This window comes from Novosphingobium sp. BL-S-24, from assembly GCF_055521575.1.
On sequence record NZ_CM145487.1, the window covers coordinates 587,500 to 610,749 of the forward strand.

Here is a 23,250-nt window from a genome sequence, read left to right on the forward strand (position 1 = left end):
GAGGTGGCGTCTTCAACGTCATGACGCAGCCCGTTGTTTTCGGGATCTGAGGAGACTGGGCCGCTATTGGACTTCCTAGTCCTCCTGCCAGAGGTTTCCGAAATTTCTCGTTCGAAAATATGCGTTAACGCTGGTATAAATCCACCAGCGTCGCCTGCAACTAGAAGACCGCCACTTGTAGGGTTTGGATTGTGCGCCTTGATGAAGGCCGCGATGTCGGCTTCGGGTTCGGTAGTGGATCGATGGACGCCACGTTGCAGTTGCTCGCGATCCACTGGCTGGGTCTAGGATTTTTCGTCCACGCACAGCACGACCGCCCGGTTCGGTGGAGACATGTTAGAGGCCGACAATATCGTGGACCTTGTCAACAAACAGAGGATAGGTCGACAGCTTGAACGTCTCGGACCATTGCGGTTGGAGGCCAAATGCGACCCAGATCCGTCGGATGGTGATATGCGACAGCCCGGTGTCGGCTGCCATTGATCGGATCGACCATCTGTGGCGTCCTTCGTGGTGGTGTTCAGTGTACGCTCGATCAGCTGAGCCACCTACGCGTCGTCGGACCGGCGCTTCAAGAAACGTCCGGTCCTCGCCGCTCAGTACGACCAAATCCGCCTGCTTGCCCAACAAAAACACATACAATGAGACCTACTTCAGTTCCAGATCACTAGGGCCAACCGACATTCAGCCCTGCCATTCGGGCAGCGTTACCTCCAGCCCCTCCATCGCCGCACGCACAACGACTTGGCAGGACAGGCGGCTGTTGGGTCGCGATTCCAGCACATCTTCCAGCAGCGTGCGCTCCATCTCGGCGGGCGGGGTCAGGCTGTCGAACCGGGCAGGATCGATATAGCAATGGCAAGTGAGGCAAGTCATGGCGCCGCCGCACTCGGCGATGATGCCATCAACCCCCGCCTGGGTCGCCGCGCGCATCAGCGAATCTCCGTCGCGCGCATCCACCGCGCGCCGGGCGCCGTCGGATTCGATGAAGATGATAGTGGCCATTTTCGCCTCGTTGCTCCCGTCCAACGTAGATCCTGCCATCTAAAGCCCCTGCATGCTATCCTTCCCCGAGGCATCGGGGCCGCAGGCCTATTCCGCGCATCATATTGCTGACTGACCGATCTGCATGGAACGCCAATCCGTCATGCAGGTCGTCTGCCAAATGCCACAGGCAGGCTAGAGAAAAGATGCCCTTCCCCGCCCCGCCGTACCGGTTAGGTCAGCCGCGCCAGCGATTCCGGGTCGAACGCCGGCAGCGGCTCGCCCAGCCGCGCCTTGCGGATCCAATAAGGATCATGCAGTAACGCGCGGCCGATCGATACCATGTCGAATTCGCCCGCCTCGAACCGCTGAATCACCAGCGGCAGGTTGTTCGAACCCGCGCTGCTCGACGACATAGTGTCGTACATGCCCTTGCTGAAACCGATGCCACCGACTGCGCCGGTCAGCTTGCCCGTCAGCTTCTTGGCCCAGCCCGCCAGCGACAGCTCGGATTCGTCGGGGAAGGCAGGCGTGTTAAAGTAGCGCACGCTGGCATCGAACAGATCGACGCCAGCATCAGACAATGGCCCCAATATGGCTTCTAGGGCCTGCGGCGTATCGGCAAGACGAGCGCGAAAATCCTGCTGCTTCCACTGCGAGAAGCGGAACAGCAGCGGCTTGTCCTCGCCGATTGCGCGACGGCAGGCTTTGACCACTTCAACCGCGAAGGTAGCGCGCGCAACGGCGTCGCCGCCCCAGCGGTCGGTCCGGCGGTTCGTTTCTCCCCATAGGAAACTGTCGATCAGATACCCATGCGCCCCGTGCAGGGCGAGGCCGTCGAACCCGGCCGCCATCGCCTGCGCGGCAGCGCGGCCGAAGCCATCGACTACGTCGGCGATCTCCTCGTCCGTGGGGACGGGCATGTCGGCCGCCGCCATGATCTTAGCTTTCTCGGCATAATAGCCGGCGGACTTGTCGGGGTCGCCATAGCGGCCGGACGGCGAGAAGGCAGGCGCATCCGCATTGGGCATGCGCATCGGCCCTTGATGCCAGAGCTGGGGAATGATCTTCGCGCCGGTGGGATGCACCGCCCTCACCACGCGCGCCCAGGCGTCGACCGTGTCCTGGCCCCGGAACAACGGCAGGTTGGTTTCGCCCAGCCCGGTGTCACCGACGGCGGCGGGATGATCTGTACCGATCGCCTCTGTCACGATCAGCCCGGTCTCGCCCTCTGCGCGGCGGTGATAATAGCCCACGACATCGTCGTCGGGCAGATTGTCCGGGCAGAAGCTGCGCGTCATCGGCGCCATCGCCAGCCGGTTGGGAATGGTTGTGCCACGGATGGTCAACGGCTGGAGCAGCGGCGCGATGTCGGACACTTGCTTGGCATCCTCGGCGAAAGTCATGATAGTCCCTTCCAGATCGGCAATCACAGAACCGATGCATGTTGCGGCGTAGCGTGGCAAGCCATCGGCGACATATCACATCGCTGTTGTCGCACGCATCGCGACCGGCTCATTATAGGTCACGATGTTTCGACAGCGCATCGACAGGCGAGCATCGACAAAGGTGGTCCGAAGGCTCACCTGGGACGCACCCTATCCAGCATATCCATGAAGCGCACCCCCGCTGCCCAGGCCTCACGCAGACCTAAAGTTGGAGCCTTCAAGACCAAGAATCCTGATTGGGCCTGCATAAGAGAAAGCTGGAGAGAGATGGATGAGAAAGCGACCCTGCCGCTAACGTCCGAGCCGGTTCTGCTCGACGCCGAACGGCTGCTGGCAGAAGCGGAGCGGCAGACCGGCCTTGCCGACTATGGTGACGACAGCCTGCCCAAACGGCTGCGCACCGCCGTCAGCCAGATCGCGGAGGGCGTGACGTCGGATGCTGGTCGAGACGCTGCGGCTGGGGTCATACTCTCGCTGCTGACGGACTGGCTGCACGGCATCCTACCGCATCGCGCGGCCGGATATGGAAGGGCCCCCGCCCGACGCCCGACAGCGCCACCATGGTAGAGGCGATCGACTGGGCCGGGGCGTTCGTGACTGGCCTGATGAACGACTGGCCTGAATGGTGCCATGAAACGAAGCTGGGCTGCGACCCGGGCTATGCCAACTGGATCGACAGGCAGGGGTTCGAAAGCGGCGCGCTCGCCTATCGCAATGTCGCCAGCACGATCGCCGCGAGGATACGCGGGCACGGTGAAGCGGCTGGGCCTGCAATGGCCTTATGACATCGGCACACCGGGCAGATCATTGACCGCCCCGCTCGACCCCGCGATCTTCGAGGGCATTGTGCACAAGGGGTTGCGCAAGGCCAACGGCCTGCCCGATGTCCTTAAATTCATGGCCGCCGATCTGGAGGATCTCCACCATTATCTGCGCCAGCGTGCACGCCAGGAAATCTCTGAGGGGGCATTTGCCGCCACCTCGCCGACGCCTCAGACTATGATGGCCCGGTGGGAAGGAGAATAGCGATGCCCCATGCCCTCGCCGAAGCGGCCCTAGCCCCCGACTTGCCGATCATCGACCCTCACCATCATCTATGGGACAGATCACCATCTCCTCATTATGTCGATTCCAACGTGATCGACATGGTCGGCACAGTGCGGACAAGCGGCCACAATATCATCGCGACAATCTATATGGAGGCGGGAAGCGGGCATCTGTCGGACGGCCCTGCCCATTTGCGGCTGGCTGGCGAGTCTGCCTATGCACGTGTCGCAGCGGAGGCGACGGTGGGATGGGATGTTGCACTAGCACGCGGCATCGTCACTGCTATTGATCTGACGCTGGCTCCGGCCTTGCTCGATGAACTGCTGGACGCCCATAGACGGGCGGCGGGCGATCGGCTGCGCGACGTCCGCCAGATTTCGGCTTGGGATTGCGACCCGTCACTCAATTTCGAAAGCAAGGGATTGCCGCGCGGCGCGCTCCCCGAACCCCGTTTCCAGCAAGCTCTTCGCACCGTCGCCGCGCGCGGCCTTTCGTTCGATACGTGGATGCATTTCCACCAGCTTGATGATCTGATCGCCCTGGCGGACGCCGTGCCGGACCTGCCGATCATCCTCGATCATATGGGCGGCGTCACGCTGACCGGCCCTTATGCCGGACGGGAAGACGAGGTGCGCGCCCTGTGGCAGCGCCACATCGACGCCCTCGCACAGAGGCCGAACATCGTCGTCAAGCTAAGCGGTCTTTTTCTCAGGCCGGGCGTGCATTTCCGCACGGAAGAAGGATCGGCTGGCCTTGCGGACCATTGTCGCCCCTGGTTCGATCATCTTATTGATCGTTTCGGCCCGAACCGTTGCATGTTCGAAAGCAATTTCCCAGGAGACGGGCGACATCTGGAGTATGGCGTCCTTTGGAACGCCTACAAACGATATGCGGCGCCTTTTCCGCAGGTCGAAAGATTCGCCCTGTTCCACGATGTCGCCGCTGCAACCTATTCGATCTAGCTTCTTCCCCCGCCCGCTCGCTAGCGCGCCCGACGATCCTTTCGCCATGATCATAACCGTGCAGCGCCGGGCGCGGCTTTGCTGCCCTCAATGGGCGCGGGTTAGGTTCCAGCCACAACCATAAGAGAAACATCAAGACCTGCGGCAGGATTTTCCGGAGGCGTCACCGAGAGCCGAGTATTGGCCGGCAGAGCGGCGGACATTGGATGCGGCATCATTGATGCGCGAAAAGCCGCAGGGATCGAAGATGGATTTCTGCATCGGGCACGAACATCATGGCGCCTACCATAATGCGATGCTGACCGAACTGCACCTGGGGGGCGATCAGCCGGCACGCGCTGCTCAGATGTGGCATGAATAAGCCCGCATCTTCCACGCAGTCGCCGCTGGCGACCCGGCGGAGGCCCATCGGTCGGCCTTGGACTGCACCGAGCTCGATATCCGCTATCTTCCCGCGACCATGAAGGATGGCATGTTCGCGGCAGGCTGTTACTTTTGGTCAGTCACCCCGCGTTACTGCCCCGAGGCGGATGCGGATCTAGAAAGTTCCCTCCGCCTGCTCGTTCAGAAGTTTGGCAATTCGCCGGTCGCCGCGAACCTGTCGATCGTCGCGTTCAGCCCATCGACCATGCGCCGGTCGGCCAGTTCCAGGAAATAGCCCAGTTCGCCCACCGTATCGAGATGAACCAGCATCGGCCTGTCGTCGGGCATGCGCTGGTCGAGCGTCTCGAAACAGACGGATGCGGCAGTCGGCAGCATCGACACATTGCGACCGCATAGCCCAAATGGAATATGCCCTCGCCCTGCGTGTTCAGCCATTCCTTCGCGTTGGTCTCGCCCGCCAGTTCGATCAGTTCACGATAGACATTGCCCCATTTTGCGAAGGCGTGTCAGTTGGCGACACGGCCAGTCCAGTCGCGATAGCGGGCGTTATAATCGGTATCCACCCGCAGGAACGGTTCCACACCTAGCAGACGGCCGTAATGGGCCACTGCGGCTTCCACGTTTTCACCGCGATGCCCAACTGATAAAGTTCGCCGTCGATATGGATGTTCATCCTCTCCACCGATGACGCCGCTCGACGGTCCGGGGCGATAGTGCTCGTTGCTCAGTGGCCGCACGTTGACTACGACATCGCCTACGACTGAAACGATTACTTCAGTAACCCGCGTAAAGCAGCTTTGGGCGGTGTGACAAAACTGTCATTGTGCGGGCGCAGGCGATGTACGCGTTTGGCGTGCGGCCAAGTCCACCAGCGATCCGTCAGCCCACCTGGAACCCGCCGTCGATCACGAACATCTGCCCGGTCACGTAGCGTGCCGCAAGGCTGGAGAGATAGACCGCCAACCAGCCGACATCGGCCGGATCGCCAAAGCCGCTCAAATGCCGGTCGACATTAGTGCCCGGACCGCTCGCCGGATAGGCTTCCCAGCCCGCCATCTTGGGCGCGTTGCCTGGGATCGCGCCGGGCAGGATCGCGTTCACGCGGATATTGTCGCCGGCATGTTCGAACGCCAAGTTGCGACACATCTGGTTGAGCGCGGCCTTAGATGCGCCATAGGCGGTATTGCCGCGCAGCACGGGATGGCCCGAGCCAATGGTACTGAGCGCGATGATCCGCCCGCCATTGCCGCTCACGACCATCCGCCTGATCGCCTCTCGCGCGGTGAGGAACGCGCCGCGCGTATTGACCGCGAACATGCTGTCCCACTGGTCCGCACGCATCTCGACGGCAGGAACCCCACTCTGCATCATCGCGCCCAGTACGACGATGTCAGGCGCTTCACCTTCGGCGAACAGCGCGACCACCGAAGCCTCGTGGGTCGGATCGCAAATCGCCGCGCTGGCCACGCCGCCCCCGTTGCGGATCGCGGCGGCGACACGCTCCGCCTCTGCAACATCGTCATGCGCCACCACTACGGACGCGCCTGCCTGAGCCAGCGTCTTGGCTATGGTCTCGGCCAGGCCCGATCCGGCGCCGGTCACCACCGCCCTTTTGCCCTCAAGCCCGAAAACCGCTTTCAGCGCCGCGCCACGGTCCGTCATTCATTACTCCTTCGAGAAAAGCCGATTGTGCCCGGCCTGTTCAGAACCGCACTTCAGCCCGATGCATCAGCCGGCGCTGGCGTAAGTCATCGCTTGGCGCTTCCCTAACTGTAAAAACCTGTCCCAAGGACAAGGATTTGTCCACGCAAACTGGACGCATCCGTGCCGTCATCAGGCAGCGGATATTGCCTTTCGGGCTGGCCCGCACAATTCGTCCGACCTTATGAATTTGTCACGTTCGGGCGCACCCACGGGATGGCCTGACCGCGCCCGCTGCACAGAAAAATAAGGGGCGCATTCATGGAGAGACGGGATGCTGAAAACCGAGGATTAGTTCGAGATCAGAGATCTTCTGGGACGCTATTGCGCCCCTAGACAGAGGTCGGCCCGACAAGATGGCTGAGCTTTTCACGCGGGACGCGGTTTGGGCCAGCCCTTTCGGCTATTGCGAGGGGCGGCAGGCGCTCCTTGATTTCATGACGCCGACGGCGCAGTCCGCGTCCTCATTACGGCACCTCAACCTCTACACCGTGCTGGAAGCGGACGGCGACGAGGTGCGCGGTTGCAGCTATGTCGTCGTGCTGAACATCGCCGGAGAACAGCACAACATCTGGCGCGGCCAATTCCCTTGGTCGCACGATCCACAGGATCGCTTCGCCCGGATTGCCGGTCGGGCACTTTCGAGCCGACGGTCACGGGGTGTGCGACATGATTGGCAATGTGTGGGAATGGACCTTAGACTGGTATGCCGATGCCGCCACACTAGCAACGCAGAAGGCGTGCTGCGTGCCGCGCAATCTGCGCGGCGGGGCGATGAAGAGGCGAGCCACGACCTGACCGTTCCTGGGGCTGCATTCGGGCGCAAGGTACTCAAGGGCGGTTTGCATCTGTGCGCGGACAATTATTGCCGCCGCTACCGCCCCGCTGCGCGCTTGATGCCTGACGGGAGGTCAAGCCGCTTCAGCAGCGCTCCGTGGCGGCACGACGGTCACGAGGCGGATTTCACGCCGCGCCGGAGCTCACGACGGGAGGGTCTGATCATTGCGAGCGAAGCGCGGTTATGAGGCTAGGCCCGCCGGCATCGGCAACTGCCCGAGCCAGTTCGGCCGCCTGACTTCCTGCATCCCCTTTAGACAAATGGGACACTCGATCTTCAGCATTGAGGTTATGCGGGCCTCTCCGTCCGATCGGGTGTAGGCCACCAGAAGCAGGGCATAAGCCCCCTACTTCCCATCGCCGACTGTCGTTTTGGCCGGCAAGGATCACTCAGGATATGTTTCCTTACAGCGGTCCGCGCGGATAGTCGGGCAGGCGATAGAGCGCGAGAACCCCGCCGCCCAATGACAGGGCGGCCGCTATCCGATCAGGTGGTGCATCGGCGTCACAGAAAAGCGCGGGCAACCCGCCAAGCTGCGCCAATCGGGCGACGGCCGCCGCCGCATCGGGCACCATCGCCCCCACCAAGCGATGCGCGGCGCGTCTATCAGGCCCTTTGGCTCTGGCCGCATGCCGCCCAAACGTGGATGCCATTCCCCTTCCAGCGCTGGCCATTAGAACTGGATGCCGCGCGTGTCCCGCGGATGGGTGAAGGTGAAGCCCACTGCACAAATCAGGGATGTGAACGCCTCCAGTTTGCGCTTCGCCACGATTTATATCTTTTAAGGCTTGTTGGCGCGGTGGAAGAACAGAACGCACGACCAACAGGAGAAGCGCATGAATGATCTGGTCACCCTAGCGATCGCCGACGGGCTTGCGCGGATCACTCTGGCCCGTCCCGATGCGGGCAATGCGATGCACTGGGATTTGATCGACGCGCTGGCGAAACAGTGTGAGGCAATCGCCGCCGAGCCTAGCGTACGCGCCGTTTTAGTGACGGCGCAGGGACGCAATTTCTGCGTCGGCGGCGACATTCGCGCCTTCGCCCAAGAGGCTGACCCCAGCGCCTTCATCGAACGGCTGGCCGCGCGCCTGCATGACGGACTGCGCGCGTTGGCGCGGATCGACGCGCCGCTGATCGTCGCGGTGCAGGGCGCGGCGGCGGGCGCGGGCCTCAGCCTTGCTGCGGCGGGTGACATCGTCATCGCTGGCGAAAGCGCCAGCTTCAGCATGGCCTATATCGCCCTTGGCCTTACCAGCGACGGCGGTGCTACATGGACTCTTCCACGCGTCATCGGCTTGCGACGCACGCAGGAAATGGCCTTTCTCAACCGTCGGCTGTCCGCGCAAGAAGCTGAGCACTACGGCCTCGTCACCCGGCTGGTCGCCGATGATGCAGTGGAGGCGGAAGGGCTGGCGGTCGCCACCACGATCGCCGCCGGTCCGCTACGCGCCTTCGGCGGCATCAAGCGACTGCTGCGCGAAAGCTATGGCGCCACTCTGTCCGACCAACTCGATGCGGAGGCGAAGGCTATTGGCGCGGCGCTTCGCACTGAGGATGCGCAGGGTGCGGTCAAAGCCTTTCTGGCTCGGGAAAAGCCCGTGTTCTTCGGCCGCTGACGACGGCAAGGCGGCCTTCCGGTAAACCCGGCCGGTATCCAAATGGAGCGAAAAACGACTTGGGAGGGTTAGATGGGCGAACTGTATGGCGAGGCGGTGTCTCCCAAAGGACGGACGCGCATGGCCGACATCGCTGGCGTCCATCCCGCCGTGCTGCTGCCGGTGATGGAGCGGGCGGGCGGCTGGACACTGAAGAAGGAGGGCGGCGCGTTCGACACTCAACTGGCCGCGCAGCAAGCGCCCCTCGGAATCATCGGCGTTGAGATCGCCGGTTACGGCCCAGCTTTGCTCATCTGGGCACAGGATAACCAACCACAATGACCAGCCTCTCCCCCGATCCCGCCTCCCCTGCTACGACCGACGCCGAAGCCAGCCTCGCCGCGCTGGAGACGCAGGCGCGCAAACACCGCGGCGATGGCGAAATGGTCTGGCGCGTCTGGGGCGAGGGCACGCCGCTGGTGATGATTCACGGCGCGCATGGCTCCTGGGCGCACTGGTTCCGCAATATTAAGGCGCTCGGCTCCGGGCGCGCGCTGTGGATTCCCGACCTGCCCGGCTCGGGCGACTCCGCTCTCCCCGCCGGGGATGATCATGCCGCCTATGTCGATCCGATTGCCGCAGGCATCGCAATCCTGATCGGCCAGGCGCCGGTCGATGTCATGGGTTTCTCCTTCGGTGGCGTACTCGCCACCCACTTGGCCAGCCGCCATCCCGGTCGGGTGCGCCGCCTCATCCTCGTCGATCCCGGCGGGCTCGACACGCCGCTGGGCGAGATTGGCCTACAACGTCTGAGGGGACTGGAGGGCGCGGCATGGAATGATGCCGTTCAGGCCAACATGCTCAACATCATGCTGCATGACCCCGCACAAGCCGACGAGTTGGCGACAACCATCTACCGGCAGGGGATGCTGCGCGCCCGCACTAATCCGGGGCCACTTATTATGCCCGATCATTTGCTGCGTGCTCTGACCCATGTCCATGCGCCGGTGGACGCGATATGGGGGGCCTTTGACGGGCCGCATCCCGTGCCCGCCGTGCAGGAGAATGCGTTGCGCCGATTCCGCCCGGCAATGCGCTTTCGTGTGGTACCCGACGCCGGTCACTGGTGCATGTTCGAAAATGCCGAAGCGTTCAACCGAATCGCACTGGAACTGCTCGCGTGATATCAAGCTAAATGACATCATCGAACAGCGCGAACATCCCAGAAACAAACAAATTAATGTACCGACGCCCTAGCCACCCGGCGTCGGCCAACTGGATCGGAGTTGAGCGATATCCGGGGTCGCCCCTGCATCGCCGTCGCTGCGGCACCATTGCATCGCACTATGAGACGGAACAAACAACACCAGGCAAGCTGCGTACTCGCGCCGTTCAGATTTCGCTTTCGTTTACCAGCGGCCGGCTTTCGCGTGTGCCTCGATACAGTTTGTCGGGTATGCGTTCGTCGCCCCGGATCAGAACATGGTCCTCGCCGACCTCCACCAGTGTCCCGACGAACGGAAAGTCCGCCAGATCGCCCGTTACCCGGTAGCTCACGATGTCGCCAACCTTGAAGGTAGTGGCGTCGAAGTTAAAGCTGAACGGGCAGTTGTCGCCGCCCTCACCCATACCCAACATGATGCTCTCCTATCTATGCAGGATAGGGCAGAAAGCGCGCCTTGCCAATCTTGTTCAGTCCGCCTTCTTCCGATCCGCGCCCTGCACCACCTGTCTATTGGCGAATATCAAACCGTTGTTCGCCAGGATCGCTGCCGGTGTGCCAAGATATGGGCGATGTCGCAAACGAGATACGACCCAGCCTTCGGCACCCTTCAATTTTATCTTGTCTCCTTAAACCGGATGCTGCGCGGATGCATCCGGTTTGGGGGAAAGGACATGTAATGAGCGAGGGACGGCGTTTCTGCCCGTTTCCTGCGTTATCGGCCCAGAAGCCGTCCATACTGTATCAGTCCAACAAATCGTGCGCCGCCAGCCGGTCTGCGACGAAACGACAGAAGCGCGCAGCGTCTGCACCGTTTATGACGCGATGGTCATAGCTGAGTGACAGGGGCAACATTTGCCGCCAGTCCAGCCCACCGTCCGTCGCCGGAACAGGTACAGGCCGCGCGCGCGTTACGCCTAGAATGGCTAGCTCGGGCGCGTTTACAATGGGCGTGAAGCCGGTGCCGCCGATATGGCCAAGCGAGGTCAGCGTCATGCAGCCACCCGACATCTCCGCCATGCTGAGTCCCTTGGTCCGCGCCTTGTCTGACAATGCGACGATGTCCGCCGCGATCTCTGCAACGGACCGCTTGTCACAATCGCGTATTACCGGCACCAGCAGGCCGCCCGGCGTGTCCACGGCTACACCCACATGCACATATTTCTTGAAGATCAGCGTGCCCGCAGCGGGATCGATCGATGCATTGAATTGCGGAAAGGCTGCCAGCGCGTCAGCTATCACCTTGACCAGAATCGGCACGATCGTCAGCTTCGCGCCGCCTGTCGCGTTATAGGTTTTGCGACGCTCCTCCAGTGCCGTGATGTCGGCCTCGTCCTGATGTGTAACATGCGGGATCGCCACCCAGTTGCGACCCAGGAAGGACGCCACGAATTTCTGGATCTTGCCGATCGGCCTGACCTCGACCTCGCCGAAGGCCGAAAAATCGCTTGTGGGCCAAGGCGCCAGCCCATCGAGTAAATTATTCATCCTACACGCTCCGCTATCATTCGCGCAGACTGCAAACATGGTCGGATCAACCTGTCCAGCGGCATGATGCCCTTTGCCGACGGCATGGCGACCAAAATCGCAGCCATGATCACCCTCTAGCGCCTCTTGACAGGCAAACGCCGCCAAGACCACGTCTTGGCATAGTGACAACCACCCTATGCGATAGATGACCCATTTTGGTTTATGCGACGTGCCGGAAGATCGAGCGGCGCAAGGAGGCTGGCGATGGCGTCGCCGCCTTCATCCCGTTAATGTTCAAACCAGGCGAGGCCCAACAGTTCGACTGGAGCCATGAGGATGCCGAGATTGCGGGGGCGCCGATGCGGATCAAGGTTGCGCATATGCGACTGTGTGCGTTACGCGGGGTATATGTGCGGGCCAATCCTCGCGAGAGCCAGGAGATGTTTTTCGACGCGCATGCGCGCGGCTTTGCCTTGTTCGGGGCGTGCCAGGGCGTGGCATCCACGATAATATGAAGACGGCGGTGACGAGCGTGTTCACCTGCAATGAACGGGTCTTCAACCGGCGGTTCCTGCTCATGACCGACCATTATAAGGTCGAGCCCACGGCCTGCTCGCCTGCGGCGGGATGGGAGAAGGGAGGCACGAGAACCGGGTGCAGACGATCCTAGGTCGTTTCTTCCGGCTGCGGTTGCGGTTCGCCAGTCTCGAAGAGCTCAATGGCTGGCTGGAGGGCGAGTGTCGGCGCTGGGCGGAACGGCTGGCTCATCCCGAACAGGGCGACCTGACCGTGGCGCAGGTGCTGGCCCCCAAGCCTGGCGCGTTGCGGAACGACGCTCTCTTCCAGAACTGGAGTCTGCCACCCGCGCTTGCCCGCCTGCGCCGCAAGCTGGGTAATGGCGACGTGCCTGTCCTGAGCAACTGGCTTGCCAACCAGTCGAAGGGCCGATCGCCGGTTCGGCTGTGTACTGTCGGCCGTACTGAGCGATGGCCTGGAGCCTGTCGAAGCCGCTGTGCGTGAGGCACGGCAAGCGACGACCTGATCCTCAACACCCTGGTACGACGCCGGGAACCCCCGCGTCCGCTGACGATCATCACCTCCGAGGATAGCGCTCTGCGCCATCCCCCGATCGTGGACTGTGTCCGTTACGACCAACTGGGGCTGCATGACATGATCGAGGCCATGCGCGGCCTTGGTCTCAAGGGCATGGCGGGCGCGTTCGACGATGCCGTCACCACTGGCCTTCAGCGCCAGCGCACCACCATGGAGATACTGACCGATCTTTTGCGAGCGGAGGCGACGCATCGTCGTGCCGCGTCGATCCGATACCGGATGGCCACTGCCAGGCTACCAGTCGTGAAGGACATCGACGCCTTTCGGTTCGAGGGCACCCCGATCAACGAGGGGCTGGTGCGTTCATTGCACAGCGGCGCGTTCCTGCCCGCAGGGCGCAATATGGTTCTGGTCGGCGGAACAGACACTGGAAAGACCCATCTGGCCATCGCTATCACCGCCAAAGTTGTGCGCTCCGGCGCCCGAGGCCGCTACTTCAACACGGTCGATCTGGTGACCCGCAGCGCTAAGCGCGAGATCTATCCCACATTTTGAAAGTTCACTCCATTTTTGGGATAAGGTTAGGGTGTCTAGCTTTCGCCCCTTCAACGACGAACAGTCGCGCCTGCTGTCAATCCATGCGGACGAGCAAGTCAGTCAGCATGGGCCGAAGCCGCACGACCTCATCGCGATGCGCCTTCGATAGCTGACAAAGGAGTATCTCAGCTTTCTGCGTCAACTTGAGAAGCGCCCGTCTGCCGTCGTCAGGCGATGGCCGACGTTCAACCAATTCCAAAGTCTCGAGACGATCAATCAAGCCTGTCGCACTGTGCGGTTTCAACGCCAGGCGCTCTGCCACATAGCCGATGTTAACGTCCGCGTGCTTAGCCCCACGAATGGCGAGCAGCGCCTGGTGCTGCTGAGGCGTCAGCCCGCAGCCCGCCGCAGCGCGTTCGCTGAAAACCAAAAACTTCCTAAGAACATAGCGTAGGTCAGCAAGCAGTTCATAGTCGGCGTTGGTGAGCTCATCCTTATCGACCATCACTGTGTTCCTGACCTTCGTCCATATCGTGTTCGATATGATGGATGCTGTGCGCTCGTAAACAAGCGTGGCCCACTGGTCAGTTTATCGGACGCATACGCAGACCTCGCTCGGCTGAATAGAGGACCCTTCGGAAACCGTGGTCGAACAAGTCAATCGACCGACATGCCGAAATTGCTTCCCGAAGCTATTGTTTTATCGTTTTACGGAAGCAACACGCCTGCTGCGCATGCTGAGGGATTGAGGCACCATCTGCCTGAAATCACTGCAGCGATCAGTACCGTCTGTACAGATATATGTTGATTCATTATTTAATTAACGTAACTGTGGGCCAATAAGCGGTGGTTCACACCGATCGAATGGATTTATGGCAGAGGAAGAAATGGTAACTCAGGATGTAGTCCACTGGCAGCTAAGCGATTGCCCCCCGGAGGCGGAGAGATCGGACAAAGGGTGGATTCCTGTACAGGCACCAGGAGACGCTTACCTCGCCCTTGTCGCCGGGAATCGGCTGGATCATCCTTTCCGCCACCGCAACGAAACAGCCGCTTCATGGGTTCGGGATCGCCCCTGGTGGTGGTCTGCTTCGGTAGACGTCCCGGCGGCAGAGCCAGACGAAACCGTGGAACTGGTATTCGACGGTCTCGATACCTTCGCCGACATATGGTTGGACGATACCTTGGTCGGCAGTACCGACAACATGTTCCGTAGCTGGCGCTTTGATCTGACGGATCTCGCGACCGGGCGGCATAAGCTCAGCGTGTGCTTTCACCCTACCCTGCCGATGACCGGCACCGACCCCCTCCCCAATTGGAGCGTGGCTACCGACCGAATTTCACGATCTCGCCGGACGGCCATGCGTAAGGCACAGTTCGGCTGGGGATGGGATTGGGGACCTGATCTGCCGACGGTCGGAATATGGAAAGCGGTGCGGATCGAGCGTCGACGATCGGCCGTCGTCAGAAGCCTGAATTTCTCGACATTGGATATCGCGCAGAACAGCGCACAGGTTGAGATCGCTGTCGAACTCTCACACGCGGCTTTGGTGGAGGTTAATCTGATCGCCCCAAATGGCGATCTGGTTTCGAAGACTTCGCGATACGGGTCGGGCACGATCGAAATCACGGTTGCCGACCCGCAGCTTTGGTGGACCGCCGATCTCGGAGCGCAGCCGCTTTATACCATGGTCGCCCGCGTCGAGGGGGCGGCAGATCATCGCGCTCAAGTCGGTATTCGTACCATCGCAATCGACCAGTCACCCGACCCGGACGAGCCCGGCACGACCTTTTTCCGCTTTCTGCTGAACGGCATCCCGATCTTCGCCAAGGGCGCATGCTGGGTTCCTGCCAGTTCCTTTGTTGGCGCTATCCCCGAAGATACCTATCGTGATCTGCTGGCGCGCGCGGTCGATGCCAACATGAACATGATCCGCATCTGGGGCGGTGGGATCTACGAACATGATGTGGTTTATGAGGAATGTGACAGGCTGGGGCTGCTTGTTTGGCAGGACTTCATGTTCGCAAACGCGCCTGATCCCGACCATGATCCGGCTTTTCTGGAGAACGTGAAACTGGAAGTGCGCGAGCAGGTCGCGCGTCTGCGCCACCACGCCTGTCTGGCGCTTTGGTGTGGCAACAACGAAAGTCACGGCATTCACTGGCTGCAAGAGGCCAGAACCGGCATAGCGGAGCGGCATGTCGGCCTCGTCATTTATGACGAAATAATCCCCGCAGCTCTGGCCGAACTCGACCGTGTGACGCCCTGGTGGCCAAGCAGTCCGTGGGGAGGTCCGTCGCCGAACAGCATGCGTGGCGGCGACGTTCACAACTGGACCGTTTGGCATGGCTTCCCTCCGGTGCCCGACGAAGACCTTGCGGGCGATTATGCAACGTCACCCGCCGGTACCGACTTTACCCGCTATCAGGAGGACATGGCGCGTTTCGTCAGCGAATTCGGCCTTCAGGCCGCGCCGGACATGGCCACGCTGCGCCGCTGGATGGCACCCGAAGATCTGACGTTGGGCAGCGCCGGTTTTCTGGAACGCATCAAGGACGAGGCGGACAAGGCCAGTTCCATGATGGCTTCGTTTACCGGCCCTCCCGGATCGATCGAGGACTACGTCGATTTCACCATGTTGGCGCAGGCCGAAGGATTGAAATTCGGGATCGAACACTATCGCCGCCGCAAGCCGCACTGTTCGGGAGCGTTGATCTGGCAGCACAACGATTGCTGGCCCTGCGTGAGTTGGAGCCTCGTGGATTACGACGGCGTGGCGAAGGCCAGTTGGTACGCCGTACGCCACGCGTTCGCGCCAGTCTTGGCTTCCTTCCGGCGCGACGATGACGCGGTCGAACTATGGATTACCAACGATCTGCTCACCCCGGCGCGGGGAGTGGCGCGCGTCACCTTGACGGCTTTCGACGGAGAGAAAGTCTGGTCCGACCGGGTACCGTTCGACGTTGCGCCCAATAGCAGCATCTGCGTCTGGCGCCGGTCGGTCGGCCAGCCCGGCGATCATGTGCTCACCGTTCGGGACAATGCGGAGACTTTCCCCGCTAACCGGCTGCTCTTTGCGGCAGTCAAGGACCTGCCCTTGGACGCCGATCCCAGTCTGACGGCGCATACTACGCGTGTCGGCAATGCGTTGGAAGTGACGCTGTCGACTGCCCGCTATGCGCTGGCTGTCAGGCTCGGCGGTGAAGACAAGGATCTGCGTTTCAGCGACAACCACTTCGATCTGGCAGCCGGTGAAAGCCGCACAGTCACAGTCACGCATCGACACGGCGCGCGGTTCGCTTTCGAGGACGTCCAAATTTCCTATTGGAATAATCGCGAGCGTCGATCGCTCGCAACGCTAATGCAAAAGGAGTTCCTATCGTGATCAAGCGAATTGGCCATCGTCGCCATTGGCGTCTCATCTGCTCCGTCGCTGTGATGGGCGCGGTGTTGGCCAGCGCTCCAGTAAACGCGAAAAAAGCCAAACCTACTGGCGCCGTTCCGACCGCGCCCGACTATGCGAAGCCCGACACCTGGCTGGCGCTACCAGGTCAAAACGGGCTGGAGCGATCGACCCCTCCCGGCTTTACTGCGATAGACGAGAAGACAGCGCCGGCGGATGTCTTCTTCATCCACCCCACGACGTACCTGAAGAACGACGTGGACAATGCGCCATATCCGCAGTCAGAAGCAGTAGCTGAATATAACGGTGCGGTGTTGCTGGGTCAGGTCAGCATCTTCAACGGCTGCTGTCGAATGTACGCTCCTCGCTATAGGCAGACGTCCGTCGCGGCACTGAACAAGACTCCAGCGTCCGATATCGCCTACGGTGACGTCGCCGAGGCGTTCCGTTATTACCTGAAGCATTACAATATGGGGCGCCCTTTCATCATCGCGTCGCACAGCCAGGGCACCCAGCATGCGGCAATTCTGCTTCAGCGCGAAATCCTGGGCAAGCCGATCCAACAAAAGCTGGTCGCTGCTTATCTGATCGGTGCCTATGTCCCGCAAAGCTTCGCGGACATCGGGTTGCCGGTTTGCGATGCGCCGAAGCAGATCGGCTGCGTGGTATCCCACAACGCTGCCCGAAAAGGATCACCGCTAGCGGCCTATGCGATCAAGGACAAAGCGTATTGGTGGCAGGGCGAGATCATCGACCGTGATCAGCCACCAGCAGTCTGCGTCAATCCCCTGAACTGGCGTATCGAAGGACCAGCCACGGCGGCGAGCAACAAGGGCAGCCTGCCTTTTCCGAAAATGCCATTCCCTGCGCAGGCCGCTCCGCTCCCACCGCTTATCCCGACCCTCACTGGCGCATCCTGCGTTGATGGTCTGCTGGAAGTCTCACTGCCCAAGCCCGAACCGGTCGGCTTCAAGGACAAACTAAGTACCCTGCTCGGAAGCTATCATCGCAACGACTACGGATTGTTCTACGCCAATATGCGCGAAAACGCGATTGAGCGGGTGAAAGCATGGAAAGCATCTGGACAACCAAGCAAAAAGGGCACCCAATAAGCCACCGAAGGTTGCTCCGCAGCCACGCAATCCTTGAAGATTGCGCCCGGCATTGTCAAAAGGATCGCTCAGTCGGGTGCGTGACAGTGATTGCCACCGTCCGCCCGACATGGGAATACCGGTTATGACGAAGAGTAAACCTCGCCGCACGAAGGCCGAACAGCGCGAGGAGACGCTAAACCATATTCTGGATTCAGCGGAATATCTGTTCGGCCTGCGCGGTCTTTATGGCGTCACGCTGAAGGAAGTGGCGCAGCAGGCGGACGTTCACACGTCGTTGCTGCACTATTATTTCGATGACAAGAAAGCCATGTTTGACGCCGTATTTGCCCGGCGCGCCGGGGTGACGGCGGAACGTCGTTCGGTGGCGTTAGACGAATATATGGACAAGCGAACCGATCCACCCACCGTCGAGGGTCTGTTGCGCGCGTATCTCGACACAGATCTGGATCTGTACATTTCTGGCGGAGACGGGTGGCGCAATTACGCCGCTCTTGGTGCGCAGGTGGCGATGGCTCCGGAATGGGGCGCCAAGCTGTTTGACACCCATTTCGACCCCGTCGTGCTGAAACTTATTGGGCTGCTCAAGCAGGCCCTCCCGGATTGCCCGGAGGAGGACATCTTCTGGGGGTACCATTTTGTCACCGGATCGCTGGTGCATACGCTCGCGCGCACGGGGCGCATCGATGTCCTGTCTGACGGGTTATGCCAATCCAGTGATTTTAACGCGATCAAGGCGAGAATGGCGCGCTTCCTCGCCTTCGGCTTCGAAGGCCTTTGCCGCGACCGAAACGAAGAACGCGCCGGCCTTTCTGCCTAGAGACGAATGGGAGATGCGGGGTGTTGCCTTCGAAAACCCACGCCATACACGCTCACTAAATAATAAATCAATGTTGACGCATGACTTAGCAGAGTTGATTGAAGGTCGTCACAGACACTTTGTTCAACAACTCAGCTCAAGGAGGCGCTATGTTCGCCAACAAATCCCTGCAGTACGTCATTGCTGCGAATTTGGCGATCGCCCCATGACGGGCATCGGTGTCATAGGATGCGGGATGGTCAGCCACGCTTATTTGGCCACCATCGCGCGCAGCCCGGATGTCGAACTGGTCGGTCTCGCAAGTCGAACCCACCGGTCGGCAGAGCTGCAGGCATCGCGCTACGGCGGGAAGGCGATGACGATCGATGCGATGCTGGAAGATCCAGCGATCGATATAGTCGTGAACCTGACGCCTCCATCGGTTCACCACGCGATAAGCTGCCTTGCGCTGGAGGCCGGCAAACACCTATACAGCGAAAAGCCGTTTGCGGTGACGCTTGACCAAGGCGAAGACCTGTTAAAGCGCGCGGACGCACTTGGGTTGTTCATCGGTTGTGCGCCCGACACTTTCCTGGGTAAGGGGCATCAAGAATCTCGCCGACTGATCGACGCCGGCGATCTCGGAAAAATCATCGGGGGGGCGATCGCATTCGGATCGCCCGGCATGGAAGCATGGCATCCCGATCCGGCAGCGTTTTATCATACAGGTGGCGGGCCACTGCTGGATGTAGGGCCCTACTACGTTACTCAACTCGTCCACCTTCTTGGGCCGGTGGCGGAAGTAGTCGCGCTGGCACAAACTCCTCGCAAGCAACGTGTGGTGTCTTCGGTCGGGCGAGAAGGCGAAACGATCGAGGTTGAGGTGCCTACGACAGTTGCCGGCGCACTTATGTTCGCATCGGGTGCTGTCGTATCGCTGGCGATGTCGTGGGACATTCAGGCGCACCGACGGCCCCCGATCGAGCTTTATGGCGAATACGGAACCCTTGCCGCGCCCGATCCGAACCAGTTCGCCGGATTTAACTCCATCAAGCGATTTGGCGCTACGGAATGGGAAGTCAACGGCGAGCCTCCAGTCGCTCCGAAAATGAAGGCCGGTTCCATGGCCGATGCAGTGGCCGGGCTGATGCAGGGTATCGATCCGGTGACCGGGCAACGCGTGGACCAGGAGACGAGCCTGCGTTTGGGCGACCTGCGGGGCACCGGGGTGATCGATATGGCGACAGGCCTTGTCCAACGCCGCGCCCCACGTGCCAGCGGCGAACTGGCTTACCACGTGATGGAAACCTTGCTGGGCCTTGAGGAGGCCATAGCGGGGAAGACCTCGGTGACGATTCGCAGCCGTCCGCCACGGCCCGATCCAATCCCGCTGTCCCCGATTAACACCCAGCAAGGAACGATGGCATGATGACCGACACCGACCCGTCGCAGAATCGTGCTGACCGTATCCTTGTCGCAGGTGTAGAGATGGGCGGCACGAAATGCATCGGCACGCTCGGTTACGGACCTGGCCAGATCGTTGACCAATTCACCGTACCTACCGAGACGCCGGACGAGACCCTCGGCGCTATCAGCACCCAGCTATCGGAATGGTTTGAAAGCGCGAACTTCAAGGCACTCGGCATTGCGTGCTTCGGTCCACTCGAACTCGATCCACGCTCCCCTCATTTCGGTCGGATCGGGAATACCGCAAAGCCTGGTTGGACCCACGCCGCCGTACTCGAACGGCTCACATGTTCCGCATCAATGCCCATGCGGCTCGATAGCGATGTCAACGGCGCAGCACGGGCCGAACAGCTTTGGGGATCAGGACGCGAAGGCGGCGCGCTCGCGTATGTGACGATCGGCACCGGCATCGGCGTCGGGTTTGCGCGAACCGACAACACGGCCCCGCGCCACGCCCATGCCGAACTGGGGCATCTGCGGGTTGTGCGGCATCCACATGACGAATTCGAAAGCGTATGCCCCTTCCACTCGGATTGTGCCGAGGGGCTTGCATCCGGCCGGGCGATCATGGCGCGGTTCGCCGGGTCGGTGCCGCCCGCTTCGATGGATGATCTCCGCTGGCATCCACCGATCGATTATATCGGGCAGCTTTGCCACGCGATCCTGTGTTACGGTGCTGTCGATCGAATTGCGTTTGGCGGCGGGGTGACGATAAAAAATCCCGGCATTATCGGCGCTGCCGAAGCAATGATGCGCCGCAGCCTTAACGGCTATATATCGCTGCGGGAAGATGAACTGCTGTTATCTGTCGCCGATTTGGGTGAACAGGCGGGGCCGCTCGGTTCGCTGGCCCTGGCGCTGGATGCTCTGTCGTACGAACGACGCTGAACGAGCGTCAAACACGTCGAGGGGGCCGATCAGATCGGCCCCCTCTCCCTGCATCAGAACGAGAGGCTTGCTCTGACTCCGTACTGTCGTGGTGCGCCGGCCAGCCTGCGTATGCCATTGTTCGCTGCCACGTAGTGTTCGTTGGTAAGATTGGTCGCGTAAGCTCCAACAGTCCACTTGCCGGTAGCGAGCGTTAGCTGAGCGTTGATGATATCACGCGCGGGCAAGCGATCGCCCAGCGCCTCGTTTTGGAAAAGTGTCGCCCATGTCGCAGCGATATGGGAATAGTCGATACGCGGCGTGAGCGTTACGTTTTCGCTTAAGGTAATCGCATACTGCGCTCCTGCGCTTACCGTAAGTTCCGGTGCATAGGGCTGATCGCGCCCGCCTATGGCAATGCATCGCGCCGTGGCCGGGCCGGACTGAATATTGCAACCGGCCGGCGCCGCTCCCAGTCTAGCATCCGACGCGAAGAACGTTCCCAATTTCGAGCGGGAGACAGATGCTGCAAAATCAAATGTGAAAGCGTTGAAATTGCCCTGTGCGGAAAACTCTACGCCGTAGAGCTTTGTCTTGCCGGGGACATTGTACACCGAAGAGATGTTCGACGACCGCGGATCCACGATGCTGACCTGAAAATTTTTGTACGTATTATAATAGCCACCTAGCTGGGTTCGGATGCGACCATCCAGGAAAGTCCCTTTCCAGCCGATTTCATAATCGACCACGTCCTCGGCATCAAAGGTCGCCGGGGGTATGGCAAACAGGTTCGGGCCGTTCAGGCCTCCCGCTTTCGACCCGGTAGCAACGAAAGCGTAGACGAAGTTCTGATCGTCTATCGTCCAGTTCAGCGCTGCCTTGCCGTTGACCCGCTTGTTCGAAGTGAAGTCGCTTTGCACTAACACCAATGACGGAATTTGCGGTGTGCTGGCGACTGCTTCATTGCGTGATGTGGTGCGGGACCATCGTGCGCCGAGTGTTACTTGCAGTCCTTGACTCAACTGGTACCCGACCTGTCCAAACGCGGCGAGCGCAGTCTTCGGGTTTCTGCCCGTCGTAGTCGTATCGATGTTCAAGGGGACGAAGGTGTTAGGGGTGACATCTTCCACCAGACCGCCCGGCGGGAACGAGATCTTGTCATGCTGCCAAAATCCGCCCAATACCCAGGTCAGTGGCCCGGTATCGGGTGAGACGATGTTAAATTCCTGGGACCAAACCACTTCGGTGATCTTGTTGTGCCCGGCTTTTGCAGGTACCAACGGTGTGCCCACCGCGGCGGTCGCATCATTGTCGGTATCGACCTGGGTTGTCCCCCGCTGGAAGCCACTGATGGAACGTAGCGTAAGGCCACTGTCAAAGGTGTACGAGATGTTGGCGACGATCCGCCCGAACTCGTCTCGTCCATTGAGATAGGCATTGCTTTGCACGATCAATGGATCGGACGTGTTGCGGATCGGGTTTGCAGCGGTCCCGAAATAGGCGGGACTGGCAGGGATGCCGCCATATTCGATGTTGCTGTAATCGCCTTTGATCAACACCCGCAAGTTCGAAGTCGGCTGCCATAGCAGGCTTGCGCGGCCGCTATAGTCGCGCCGATTGCCGGGGTTACCAGTCCATGGGCCTGTGACGGTGTAGAAGGTGTCGCGCCGTTCCATGTTGCCTGCGAAGCGCAAGGCCAGTGTCTCACTGACCGGGAGATTGACGGCTCCCTGTAGCTTTACAGCGTCGTAATTGCCGTACTGCGCAAGCGCATACCCGTTGACGCTTTCCAGATCAGGGTTCTTCTCCGTAATAAAGACCGCACCGCCCGTGGCATTGCCGCCGGCGAACGTGCCCTGTGGCCCGCGGAGGACTTCGACACTGGCGATATCGTAGTACGGTTCAGCCTGGAAATAGCCCGGCAGCGTTGCGACACCATCCCGATACGTGACGACGCCGACGCCGATAGCGCTACCCGGTTCACCCTTGCCGATGCCACGAATGTTGAAGTTATTGCCCTGGCCGGTCGTATTGACCGTAAGCGATGGTGATGCGAACTGAAGCTGCTCCACCGAAGTGACGCTCTTGCGCACGAGATCGTCACCCGTCAGCACCGTCGCCGCAACGCCGGTGCGTTGCAAGCTCGTGCTGCGCCGTTCCGCAGTCACAACGATGTCGCTATAGGAGCCGCCCCCGTCAGCGGGACGCGCTGCTGCAGCAGGGTCGGTGGTCTGCGTATCCGACTGCGCGGAGGCAGCGGTCGAAGAAATCAGCGCAACAGCTGACACAGACAGTAAACAAATCGCCTTCATCACACCCTCCTATAATGGCGCACTCTCATCGGGGCGCTGATTTTA

General features: G+C 60.8%; 23 protein-coding genes and 3 pseudogenes. 16 read left to right on the top strand and 10 right to left on the bottom strand.

Features of this window, described 5'->3' with window-relative positions:
- Positions 1-287 precede the first annotated feature (287 nt).
- From ACZ1JM_RS02620 to ACZ1JM_RS02630, 3 genes and pseudogenes are all read right to left on the bottom strand, one after another.
- Positions 288-548, bottom strand: a pseudogene (locus tag ACZ1JM_RS02620) (IS630 family transposase); the annotation flags it as partial.
- Between the two features lie 136 nt (positions 549-684).
- Positions 685-1,005 (bottom strand): 2Fe-2S iron-sulfur cluster-binding protein, encoded by a 321-nt coding sequence (locus ACZ1JM_RS02625; protein WP_465131599.1) that lies wholly within the window; start codon positions 1,003-1,005, stop codon positions 685-687.
- 212 nt (positions 1,006-1,217) lie between these two features.
- Positions 1,218-2,390 carry an oxidoreductase gene (locus tag ACZ1JM_RS02630; protein ID WP_465131600.1) on the bottom strand — a complete coding sequence of 391 codons (1,173 nt, stop codon included), beginning with the start codon at positions 2,388-2,390 and terminating at the stop codon, positions 1,218-1,220.
- Between the two features lie 309 nt (positions 2,391-2,699).
- On the opposite strand from ACZ1JM_RS02630, the gene ACZ1JM_RS02635 reads away from it, so the two are divergent.
- From ACZ1JM_RS02635 to ACZ1JM_RS02655, 5 genes are all read left to right on the top strand, one after another.
- Entirely contained in the window at positions 2,700-2,999 is a 300-nt protein-coding gene (locus ACZ1JM_RS02635) for a hypothetical protein (protein ID WP_465131601.1), read from the top strand.
- The gene (locus ACZ1JM_RS02640; protein ID WP_465131602.1) at positions 2,993-3,217 is read left to right on the top strand and encodes a hypothetical protein; all 225 of its coding nucleotides are present in this window, start codon (positions 2,993-2,995) and stop codon (positions 3,215-3,217) included. Before ACZ1JM_RS02635 ends, ACZ1JM_RS02640 begins: the two co-directional genes overlap by 7 nt.
- A complete protein-coding gene (locus ACZ1JM_RS02645; protein ID WP_465131603.1) occupies positions 3,186-3,458 on the top strand; it encodes a hypothetical protein in 273 nt (90 codons plus the stop codon). Before ACZ1JM_RS02640 ends, ACZ1JM_RS02645 begins: the two co-directional genes overlap by 32 nt.
- A gap of 2 nt (positions 3,459-3,460) precedes the next feature.
- Positions 3,461-4,441, top strand: coding sequence for an amidohydrolase family protein (locus ACZ1JM_RS02650; RefSeq protein WP_465131604.1), 981 nt, complete (start codon positions 3,461-3,463; stop codon positions 4,439-4,441).
- Positions 4,442-4,661: 220 nt separating this feature from the next.
- A complete protein-coding gene (locus ACZ1JM_RS02655; RefSeq protein WP_465131605.1) occupies positions 4,662-4,802 on the top strand; it encodes a hypothetical protein in 141 nt (46 codons plus the stop codon).
- A gap of 203 nt (positions 4,803-5,005) precedes the next feature.
- Here the strand turns inward: ACZ1JM_RS02655 and ACZ1JM_RS02660 are convergent, their stop codons facing one another.
- Together ACZ1JM_RS02660 and ACZ1JM_RS02665 are read right to left on the bottom strand one after the other, a co-directional pair.
- Complete coding sequence (locus tag ACZ1JM_RS02660; protein ID WP_465131606.1) at positions 5,006-5,260, bottom strand: hypothetical protein; 255 nt, start codon at positions 5,258-5,260, stop codon at positions 5,006-5,008.
- A 444-nt stretch (positions 5,261-5,704) separates the two neighbouring features.
- The gene (locus tag ACZ1JM_RS02665; RefSeq protein ID WP_465131607.1) at positions 5,705-6,487 is read right to left on the bottom strand and encodes an SDR family NAD(P)-dependent oxidoreductase; all 783 of its coding nucleotides are present in this window, start codon (positions 6,485-6,487) and stop codon (positions 5,705-5,707) included.
- 362 nt (positions 6,488-6,849) lie between these two features.
- Here ACZ1JM_RS02665 and ACZ1JM_RS02670 point away from each other — a divergent pair, with 362 nt between their 5' ends.
- Entirely contained in the window at positions 6,850-7,551 is a 702-nt protein-coding gene (locus ACZ1JM_RS02670) for a nuclear transport factor 2 family protein (protein ID WP_465132561.1), read from the top strand.
- Between the two features lie 217 nt (positions 7,552-7,768).
- Here the strand turns inward: ACZ1JM_RS02670 and ACZ1JM_RS02675 are convergent, their stop codons facing one another.
- Complete coding sequence (locus tag ACZ1JM_RS02675) at positions 7,769-8,017, bottom strand: hypothetical protein (RefSeq protein WP_465131608.1); 249 nt, start codon at positions 8,015-8,017, stop codon at positions 7,769-7,771.
- A gap of 183 nt (positions 8,018-8,200) precedes the next feature.
- Between ACZ1JM_RS02675 and ACZ1JM_RS02680 the strand changes: the two genes are divergently transcribed.
- From ACZ1JM_RS02680 to ACZ1JM_RS02690, 3 genes are all read left to right on the top strand, one after another.
- A complete protein-coding gene (locus ACZ1JM_RS02680) occupies positions 8,201-8,983 on the top strand; it encodes an enoyl-CoA hydratase/isomerase family protein (protein WP_465131609.1) in 783 nt (260 codons plus the stop codon).
- Positions 8,984-9,103: 120 nt separating this feature from the next.
- Positions 9,104-9,304, top strand: coding sequence for a hypothetical protein (locus tag ACZ1JM_RS02685; protein WP_465131610.1), 201 nt, complete (start codon positions 9,104-9,106; stop codon positions 9,302-9,304).
- A complete protein-coding gene (locus ACZ1JM_RS02690) occupies positions 9,301-10,146 on the top strand; it encodes an alpha/beta fold hydrolase (RefSeq protein ID WP_465131611.1) in 846 nt (281 codons plus the stop codon). The genes ACZ1JM_RS02685 and ACZ1JM_RS02690 overlap by 4 nt, the downstream gene beginning before the upstream one ends.
- A 208-nt stretch (positions 10,147-10,354) precedes the next feature.
- On the opposite strand, the gene ACZ1JM_RS02695 is transcribed toward ACZ1JM_RS02690, so the two are convergent.
- Both ACZ1JM_RS02695 and ACZ1JM_RS02700 read right to left on the bottom strand, forming a co-directional pair.
- On the bottom strand, positions 10,355-10,600 hold the full coding sequence (locus tag ACZ1JM_RS02695; protein WP_465131612.1) for a hypothetical protein: 246 nt from the start codon (positions 10,598-10,600) through the stop codon (positions 10,355-10,357).
- 328 nt (positions 10,601-10,928) lie between these two features.
- Positions 10,929-11,672 (bottom strand): 2-oxo acid dehydrogenase subunit E2, encoded by a 744-nt coding sequence (locus ACZ1JM_RS02700; protein WP_465131613.1) that lies wholly within the window; start codon positions 11,670-11,672, stop codon positions 10,929-10,931.
- A gap of 203 nt (positions 11,673-11,875) precedes the next feature.
- Here ACZ1JM_RS02700 and istA point away from each other — a divergent pair.
- Both istA and ACZ1JM_RS02710 read left to right on the top strand, forming a co-directional pair.
- A pseudogene (gene istA / locus ACZ1JM_RS02705) lies at positions 11,876-12,806 on the top strand (IS21 family transposase); the annotation flags it as partial.
- A gap of 3 nt (positions 12,807-12,809) precedes the next feature.
- Positions 12,810-13,229 (top strand): annotated as a pseudogene (locus tag ACZ1JM_RS02710) (ATP-binding protein); the annotation flags it as partial.
- A 109-nt stretch (positions 13,230-13,338) separates the two neighbouring features.
- Here the strand turns inward: ACZ1JM_RS02710 and ACZ1JM_RS02715 are convergent.
- On the bottom strand, positions 13,339-13,749 hold the full coding sequence (locus ACZ1JM_RS02715; protein ID WP_465131614.1) for a MarR family winged helix-turn-helix transcriptional regulator: 411 nt from the start codon (positions 13,747-13,749) through the stop codon (positions 13,339-13,341).
- A 367-nt stretch (positions 13,750-14,116) separates the two neighbouring features.
- Here ACZ1JM_RS02715 and ACZ1JM_RS02720 point away from each other — a divergent pair, with 367 nt between their 5' ends.
- From ACZ1JM_RS02720 to ACZ1JM_RS02740, 5 genes are read left to right on the top strand one after another with little or no spacing between them, the layout of a single operon-like run.
- Positions 14,117-16,630: a beta-mannosidase gene (locus tag ACZ1JM_RS02720; protein WP_465131615.1), complete on the top strand. Its 2,514-nt coding sequence runs from the start codon at positions 14,117-14,119 to the stop codon at positions 16,628-16,630.
- The gene (locus tag ACZ1JM_RS02725) at positions 16,627-17,760 is read left to right on the top strand and encodes a DUF3089 domain-containing protein (RefSeq protein ID WP_465131616.1); all 1,134 of its coding nucleotides are present in this window, start codon (positions 16,627-16,629) and stop codon (positions 17,758-17,760) included. The genes ACZ1JM_RS02720 and ACZ1JM_RS02725 overlap by 4 nt, the downstream gene beginning before the upstream one ends.
- A gap of 40 nt (positions 17,761-17,800) precedes the next feature.
- Entirely contained in the window at positions 17,801-18,580 is a 780-nt protein-coding gene (locus ACZ1JM_RS02730) for a TetR/AcrR family transcriptional regulator (protein ID WP_465131617.1), read from the top strand.
- 13 nt (positions 18,581-18,593) lie between these two features.
- Entirely contained in the window at positions 18,594-19,988 is a 1,395-nt protein-coding gene (locus ACZ1JM_RS02735; protein WP_465131618.1) for a Gfo/Idh/MocA family protein, read from the top strand.
- Complete coding sequence (locus ACZ1JM_RS02740) at positions 19,985-20,914, top strand: ROK family protein (protein WP_465131619.1); 930 nt, start codon at positions 19,985-19,987, stop codon at positions 20,912-20,914. The genes ACZ1JM_RS02735 and ACZ1JM_RS02740 overlap by 4 nt, the downstream gene beginning before the upstream one ends.
- A gap of 53 nt (positions 20,915-20,967) precedes the next feature.
- Here the strand turns inward: ACZ1JM_RS02740 and ACZ1JM_RS02745 are convergent, their stop codons facing one another.
- A complete protein-coding gene (locus ACZ1JM_RS02745) occupies positions 20,968-23,205 on the bottom strand; it encodes a TonB-dependent receptor (RefSeq protein ID WP_465131620.1) in 2,238 nt (745 codons plus the stop codon).
- Between the last annotated feature and the right edge of the window lie 45 nt (positions 23,206-23,250).

Excerpts from the sequence above, each read along its gene's own strand:
- ACZ1JM_RS02700 (WP_465131613.1), bottom strand. The coding sequence starts at position 11,672 with ATGAATAATTTACTCGATGGGCTGGCGCCTTGGCCCACAAGCGATTTT.
- ACZ1JM_RS02715 (WP_465131614.1), bottom strand. The coding sequence starts at position 13,749 with ATGGTCGATAAGGATGAGCTCACCAACGCCGACTATGAACTGCTTGCT.
- ACZ1JM_RS02735 (WP_465131618.1), top strand. The coding sequence starts at position 18,594 with ATGCGGGGTGTTGCCTTCGAAAACCCACGCCATACACGCTCACTAAAT.
- ACZ1JM_RS02680 (WP_465131609.1), top strand. The coding sequence starts at position 8,201 with ATGAATGATCTGGTCACCCTAGCGATCGCCGACGGGCTTGCGCGGATC.
- ACZ1JM_RS02740 (WP_465131619.1), top strand. The coding sequence starts at position 19,985 with ATGATGACCGACACCGACCCGTCGCAGAATCGTGCTGACCGTATCCTT.
- ACZ1JM_RS02650 (WP_465131604.1), top strand. The coding sequence starts at position 3,461 with ATGCCCCATGCCCTCGCCGAAGCGGCCCTAGCCCCCGACTTGCCGATC.
- ACZ1JM_RS02720 (WP_465131615.1), top strand. The coding sequence starts at position 14,117 with ATGGCAGAGGAAGAAATGGTAACTCAGGATGTAGTCCACTGGCAGCTA.
- ACZ1JM_RS02655 (WP_465131605.1), top strand. The coding sequence starts at position 4,662 with ATGCGCGAAAAGCCGCAGGGATCGAAGATGGATTTCTGCATCGGGCAC.
- ACZ1JM_RS02635 (WP_465131601.1), top strand. The coding sequence starts at position 2,700 with ATGGATGAGAAAGCGACCCTGCCGCTAACGTCCGAGCCGGTTCTGCTC.
- ACZ1JM_RS02665 (WP_465131607.1), bottom strand. The coding sequence starts at position 6,487 with ATGACGGACCGTGGCGCGGCGCTGAAAGCGGTTTTCGGGCTTGAGGGC.
- ACZ1JM_RS02690 (WP_465131611.1), top strand. The coding sequence starts at position 9,301 with ATGACCAGCCTCTCCCCCGATCCCGCCTCCCCTGCTACGACCGACGCC.
- ACZ1JM_RS02675 (WP_465131608.1), bottom strand. The coding sequence starts at position 8,017 with ATGGCATCCACGTTTGGGCGGCATGCGGCCAGAGCCAAAGGGCCTGAT.
- ACZ1JM_RS02640 (WP_465131602.1), top strand. The coding sequence starts at position 2,993 with ATGGTAGAGGCGATCGACTGGGCCGGGGCGTTCGTGACTGGCCTGATG.
- ACZ1JM_RS02630 (WP_465131600.1), bottom strand. The coding sequence starts at position 2,390 with ATGACTTTCGCCGAGGATGCCAAGCAAGTGTCCGACATCGCGCCGCTG.
- ACZ1JM_RS02695 (WP_465131612.1), bottom strand. The coding sequence starts at position 10,600 with ATGTTGGGTATGGGTGAGGGCGGCGACAACTGCCCGTTCAGCTTTAAC.
- ACZ1JM_RS02625 (WP_465131599.1), bottom strand. The coding sequence starts at position 1,005 with ATGGCCACTATCATCTTCATCGAATCCGACGGCGCCCGGCGCGCGGTG.
- ACZ1JM_RS02685 (WP_465131610.1), top strand. The coding sequence starts at position 9,104 with ATGGCCGACATCGCTGGCGTCCATCCCGCCGTGCTGCTGCCGGTGATG.
- ACZ1JM_RS02745 (WP_465131620.1), bottom strand. The coding sequence starts at position 23,205 with ATGAAGGCGATTTGTTTACTGTCTGTGTCAGCTGTTGCGCTGATTTCT.
- ACZ1JM_RS02660 (WP_465131606.1), bottom strand. The coding sequence starts at position 5,260 with ATGGCTGAACACGCAGGGCGAGGGCATATTCCATTTGGGCTATGCGGT.